At 72.2% G+C, this 5,969-nt stretch carries 5 protein-coding genes; all 5 read left to right on the forward strand.

The features are described 5' to 3' along the window. The first annotated feature begins 104 nt into the window (after positions 1 to 104). A complete protein-coding gene (gene dapF, locus D1643_RS09340) occupies positions 105 to 926 on the forward strand; it encodes a diaminopimelate epimerase (RefSeq protein WP_160710363.1) in 822 nt (273 codons plus the stop codon). Beyond that, a complete protein-coding gene (locus D1643_RS09345; RefSeq protein WP_160710364.1) occupies positions 923 to 2,107 on the forward strand; it encodes an LL-diaminopimelate aminotransferase in 1,185 nt (394 codons plus the stop codon). The genes dapF and D1643_RS09345 overlap by 4 nt, the downstream gene beginning before the upstream one ends. Positions 2,108 to 2,342: 235 nt before the next feature. Further along, positions 2,343 to 3,599, forward strand: a complete 1,257-nt coding sequence (gene glp / locus D1643_RS09350; protein ID WP_160710365.1) for a gephyrin-like molybdotransferase Glp — start codon at positions 2,343 to 2,345, stop codon at positions 3,597 to 3,599. 110 nt (positions 3,600 to 3,709) lie between these two features. Then, the gene (locus tag D1643_RS09355) at positions 3,710 to 4,207 is read left to right on the forward strand and encodes a molybdenum cofactor biosynthesis protein B (RefSeq protein WP_160710366.1); all 498 of its coding nucleotides are present in this window, start codon (positions 3,710 to 3,712) and stop codon (positions 4,205 to 4,207) included. 207 nt (positions 4,208 to 4,414) lie between these two features. Continuing rightward, positions 4,415 to 5,866, forward strand: a complete 1,452-nt coding sequence (gene alr / locus D1643_RS09360) for an alanine racemase (RefSeq protein ID WP_160710367.1) — start codon at positions 4,415 to 4,417, stop codon at positions 5,864 to 5,866. The last annotated feature ends 103 nt before the right edge of the window (positions 5,867 to 5,969 follow it).

Consider the following 5,969-nt stretch of genomic DNA (forward strand, 5'->3'; position numbering starts at 1 on the left):
GGGCGGCCGCGGGGGCCTGAGGGCCGGCGCCGTGCCGGGCGCGCCGAGGGCCTCGGCCGGCCGCGCGGGCGCGAAAGAGGAGAAACCGAGGAAAGGAGGGGCCTATGGGCCTCAAGTTCACCAAGATGCACGGCCTGGGCAACGACTACCTCTACGTGCTGGGAAACCCCGATCGGGCGAAGGAGCGCTACGGCCTGGATGCCGCCGAGCTTTCGATACGCCTGTCCGACAGGCACTTCGGCGTGGGGTCTGACGGCATGATCTGGATTGCCCCCGCAGACGATGCCGACTGCCTGATGCGCATCTTCAACGCAGACGGCAGCGAGGCGATGATGTGCGGCAACGGCGTTCGCTGCGTGGGGAAGTACCTCTACGACAAGGGCCTTGTGGACCGCCTTCAGGTGCGCGTCAAGACGCGCTCGGGCATGAAGGGCCTGGAGCTCTCGCCGGGCCCGGACGGGATGGTCGAGCGGGTCGCCGTGCGCATGGGGCGGGCGACGGTCGATGATGAGCGCGTGGTGGAGGCGCTCGGCGCCGAGGTGCGCCTCGTGCCCGTCGACGTGGGCAACCCCCACGCGGTCGTCTTCGTTGAGGACGCCCTCGCCGCCCCGGTCGCGAGCCTCGGCGCGGCGCTTGAGCGCCATGCGGCGTTCCCCGATGGGGTCAACGTCGAGTTCGTCGAGGTGACGGGCGACAACGAGCTGCGCATGCGCGTGTGGGAGCGCGGCAGCGGCATCACCATGGCCTGCGGCACGGGGTCGTGCGCGTCTGCCGCGGCGGCCGTCCGCGCCGGCCTGGCGGACGGCGGACGCCCCGTGCGCGTGGTCCTCGACGGCGGGGAGCTGCTGATTGAAGTTGCGTCCGACGGGGAGGTCGTCATGACCGGCCCCGCGGCGACGGTATGCGAGGGGGAGGTCGAGCTGTGATCGAGCTGAACCGGCACTATGCCGAGCTGGAGGAGTCGTACCTGTTCGCGGGCATCGCGCAGAAGGTCGCCGCCTACGAGGCGGCCCATCCGGGCGCGCGCATCCTGCGCCTGGGGATAGGGGATGTGTCCCTGCCGCTGCCCGAGGCGGTCATCGCGGCGCTTCACGAGGGCGTCGACGCGCAGGCGCGCGCCGAGACCTTCCAGGGCTACCTTCCCGAATGCGGCGCGCCCTTCCTGCGCGAGGCCATCGCGCGCCAGTACGCGGAGCGGGGAGTGGCGCTCGACGCGGGCGAGGTGTTCGTGTCGAGCGGCGCGAGCGACGAGCTGGGGGACATCCTCGATCTGTTCGACGCCTCGAGCGCGGCGCTCGTCGTGGAGCCCGCCTACCCGGCCTACGTCGACGCCAACGTCATCGCCGGCAGGCGCATCGTGCGGCTGGAGTCGGGCAAGGACGACGGCTTCGCCCCATGGCCTGACCCCGCGGCCGACGCCGACCTGATCTACCTGTGCTCGCCGGGCAACCCCACTGGCGCCCACTTCACGCGCGACAAGCTTAAGGCCTGGGTCGAGTTTGCCAACGCGCGCGGCGCCATCATCCTGTTCGACGCCGCCTACGAGGCGTTCATCTCCGATGCGGACGTGCCTCACAGCATCTTCGAGGTGGAGGGCGCGCGCACCTGCGCGATAGAGATCTGCTCGCTGTCCAAGACGGCGGGCTTCACGGGCACGCGCCTGGGTTACACCGTCATACCCTCCGCCCTCGAGCGCGGCGGCATGAGGCTGGCCGATATGTGGGTGCGCAACCGCACGACCAAGACCAACGGCGTGAGCTTCGTCATACAGCGGGGCGCGGCTGCCGTGTTCACCCCGGAGGGTCGCCGCCAGGCGGAGCGCAACATCGAGGTGTACAAGGGCAACGCGCGCGTCATCAGGGAGGCGCTCGACGCGGTGGGCGTGTGGTACTGCGGCGGCGTGAACGCGCCCTATGTGTGGATGGAGTGTCCGCGGGGCCTGGGCAGCTGGGAGTTCTTCGACTACCTGCTCGAGAACGCCCAAGTGGTCGGAACCCCCGGCGTCGGGTTCGGGCCGTGCGGCGAGGGCTTCTTCCGCCTCTCGTCGTTCGGCAGCCCCGAAGACACCGCCGAGGCCATGCGCCGCCTGAGGCGGCTGCTCGCGTAGCCGCGCCGCGCGGCGGGCGCGCGGGCAGCGTGCGCGATGGGACGGCGACCGAGGGCTCGCGGCGTGCGCGCGGGTGGCGTGCGTGGGGCGGCGTGCGGTGGGCGCGCGGCCTTCCCTTCCGCCGCTTCTTTCCGGGCGTGGATATTCTCAAACGGGTATAATGGCGGCAACCCTATGAACGAGGCGCCGCGCGGGGTCGGCCCTGCGCGGCGCCTTCTTGCGGAAAGGAACGCCCATGACGGACATGATCTCGCTGGAAGAGGCGCGCGAGCTGGTGCTGGCCAAGGTGGCGCCGCTCGGGTCGGAGGAGGTTCCCCTGCTCGATGTGGTGGGCCGCGTGGCCGCCGCCGACCTGACGAGCGACATCGACATCGCCCCCTTCGCGCACTCGGCCATGGACGGCTTCGCCCTGCGGGCCGATGAGATCGCCGGCGCCACCGAAGAGGCGCCCGTCGCGCTCAAGGTCATTGCGGAGATCGGCGCGGGGGACGTGTTCTCAGGCGCCATCGCCCCGGGCGAGTGCGTGCGCATCATGACCGGCGCGCCGCTGCCCGACGACGCCGACGCGGTGGTGAAGTACGAGATCGTGGCCGTGCTCGCGGGCGATGGCAAGCCGGGCTCCACCGTGGCGTTCTCCGCTCCGGCGAAGCCGGGCGCGAACGTGCGCGCCGCCGGCGAGGAGGCGCGCGCCGGCGAGGTGGTGGTGGAACGCGGCGAGGTCATCGGCGCGGCAGGCGTGGGCTTCCTCGCCAGCTGCGGCGTGCTCCAGGTGCCCGCCTACGCGCGCCCGCGCGTGGCCATCATCGCCACGGGCAGCGAGCTCGTGCCGCCCGACCAGGTGCCCGGTCCCGGGCAGATCCGCAACTCCAACAGCTACGCCATGGCCGCCTGCGCCCAGGAGGCGGGCGCCGTGCCCGTGGTGCTGCCCATCGTCGCGGACACCTTCGAGGCCCTGCGCGACGCCGTGGACGCCGCCACGCGCGAGTACGACTTCGTGGTGACCACCGGCGGCGCGGCCAACGGCGACTTCGACTTCATCAAGCCGGTCGTGGAGGAGCTCGGCGAGCTGCTCATGACGTCGGTCAACATGCGCCCCGGCAAGGCGCAGACGTTCGGCCTGGTCAACGGCACGCCCGTCTTCGGCCTGCCGGGAAACCCCGCGGCGGCCTACTGCGGCTTCGAGCTCATCATCCGCGCGGCGCTGCGCAAGATGCAGGGCTTCTCGCACCTTGACCGCCCCGCGGTGCAGGCGCGCCTGACCGCGCCGGTGCGCAAGAAGGATGTGCGTCGCCTGTTCAGCCGCTCCACGCTCACGCGCGCGGCCGACGGCGCCTTCGAGGTGACGCCCGCGAAGAACCAGAGCTCGGGCCTGTTCGGCCCCATCCAGAAGTCGAACTGCCTGGCCTCCATCCCCGAGGGCCCGCAGATGCTCGAGCCGGGCGATGCGGTGGAGTGCATCCTGCTCGACGTATCTGAGGAAGTGCCGCTGTAGGGAAGGCCCGCGTCCGCACCCGCTTCAGCGGGCGCCTCGCCTGCGGGTGCCCGCCCGGGGCGCCGCGGGCCCCCGCCCCCCGCCCGTTCCGCCGAACGAAAGGAACCCCCATGTCCCACGATCATTCTGCTCAGCCCGTCACCTTCGCCATCGTCACCTGCTCTGACACGCGCTCGATGGCCGAGGACGCTGCCGGCGCCGCGCTCGAGCGCCTCATCGCCGAGGCGGGCTGGACGTGCGCGTCCCACGTGGTGGTGCGCGACGAGCGCGCCGACATCGCGGCGGCCATCGTCGAGGCCGCCGACGCGCCGGAGGTGGACGTCGTGCTCACCTGCGGCGGCAGCGGGCTGTCGCTGCGCGACGTGACGCCCGAGGCCACCCGCGACGTGTGCGACCGCGACGTGCCCGGCATCGCCGAGGCCATGCGCTACCACAGCCTCCAGATCACGCCCTTCGCCATGCTCTCGCGCGCCGTGTGCATGCAGCGCGGGCGCACGCTCGTGGTCAACCTGCCCGGCTCCACCAAGGCGGCCACCGAGAACTGGGAGGGCATCGTGGCGGCGCTGCCCCACGCCGTGAAGATGATGGCCGGCGGCGGGCACGAGTAGTCCCGCCCTCTGCGGCGCGGGGCGCCGGCATTCGCCCCGGCCTGCGCGTCGGGCCCGCGCCCTCGCGCCGATGCTCGGCTCGGGCGCGACACCGGCCCCGCGCCTGCTTCCGCACGCGCCCCTGCGGGCCCGCGACGGCACGCCGCCGCGGGCCCGTTGCGCTATACTGGCAGGCGATCAGGCAAGCAAGCGAAGCAGAGGCACCCCATGACAGAACCACTCAACGGCTTCACGGGATTCGGTCGGCGCGACCCCGGGTTCGTCTCGGCCAGCCAGGCCATGCGCCAGGCCGAGACCGAGGCCCGCATGGCCCGCTCGGATCCGTCGAGCACCGCCCGGCTCGCCCACGAGGCGCGCGCGGCCAACGCCCAGGCGCTCTCGCAGGCCACGGCCGACTTGGGGCGCGTGGGCGGGGCCTGGGGCGCGCCGGCGTCCCAGACGGGCGTCCTGCGCTTCACCCGCGGCGGCGCGGGCGGTGCGACGGCCTTTGACCCCGACAAGCTCGCCCTCATCCCGCCCGTCGAGCGCCGCTGGTCATGGGTGGAGATCGACCTCAACGCCATTCGCCACAACGCCACGGCGGTCAAGCGGCGCCTAGCGCCGGGCACGCGGCTCATGGCCGTCGTGAAGGCCGACGCCTACGGGCACGGCGCCGTGCAGTGCGCCAAGACCGCCCTCAACTCCGGCGCCGAGTACCTGGGCGTCGCCACGGTGGAGGAGGCCATCGAGCTGCGCGAGGCGCTCATCAACGCGCCCATCCTCATCCTGGCGGAGCCGCCGGCCACCGCCATCCCGCTGCTGCTCGGCTACAAGGTGATGCCGACCGTCTACTCGGCTGAGTTCGCCATCCAGTACGCCGAGGCGGCCGACGCCCTGGGCCTGCGCGCCCCCTTCCACCTCAAGGTGAACACCGGCATGAACCGCATCGGCGTGCGCCATGACCAGGTGGTGCCCTTCATGCACCAGGTGGGCTTCCACCGGGCGCTCGAGCTGGTGGGGACGTTCACGCACTTCGCCACGGCCGACTGCGCCGAGACGCTCGACTTCCAGATTCAGGTCAAGCGCTTCATCGAGGCCGTCAACGCGCTGCGCGCCGGCGGCATCGACCCGGGCATCATCCACGCGGCCAACTCGGCGGCGGCCATCCGCTACCCCGACGTGCAGTTCGACATGGTGCGCCTGGGCATCGGCCTGTACGGCTTCCACCCCTGCCCGGAGACGTTCCCGCTCATCGAGCTTCGGCCCGCCATGAGCGTGAAGGCGCGCATCACCGACGCGCGGCTCGTGCCCATGAGCGAGGGCGTCAGCTATGGGCTGCACTACCGCAGCCCCGGCTCGGTGAAGATCTGCACGCTGCCCATCGGGTACGCCGACGGCCTGCGCCGCGGCCTCTCGGGACGCGTGGAGTTCCTGATGGGCGAGCACCGCGTGCGCCAGGTGGGCAACATCTGCATGGACCAGTGCATGTTCGAGGTCGACCTGCGCACCTACGGCACGCGCACGCGCATCGACCCCCAGGTGGGGGACGAGGTGGTCATCGTGGGCGCTGTGGGCGACGCGGTGGTGACCATCGACGAGATGTGCGACCTGCTGGACACCATCCCCCATGAGGTGGCCATCGGGTTCGGCTGCTCGCGCTTGCCGCGCGTCTACGTGTAGCGCGCGGGCGGTGCTGCCGGGCGCCGGCGGGCGTGGGCGGTGCTGTCCGCGCGCTGGACGCCGGGGCGCCGAGGGCGGGCGCTTGCGGCGTCGGGTGCCGGGG

This window comes from Enterorhabdus sp. P55, from assembly GCF_009911695.1.
Lineage (GTDB): Bacteria > Actinomycetota > Coriobacteriia > Coriobacteriales > Eggerthellaceae > Enterorhabdus.

Coding starts and splice junctions, on each gene's coding strand:
- dapF (WP_160710363.1), top strand. CDS start 105: ATGGGCCTCAAGTTCACCAAGATGCACGGCCTGGGCAACGACTACCTC.
- glp (WP_160710365.1), top strand. CDS start 2,343: ATGACGGACATGATCTCGCTGGAAGAGGCGCGCGAGCTGGTGCTGGCC.
- D1643_RS09355 (WP_160710366.1), top strand. CDS start 3,710: ATGTCCCACGATCATTCTGCTCAGCCCGTCACCTTCGCCATCGTCACC.
- alr (WP_160710367.1), top strand. CDS start 4,415: ATGACAGAACCACTCAACGGCTTCACGGGATTCGGTCGGCGCGACCCC.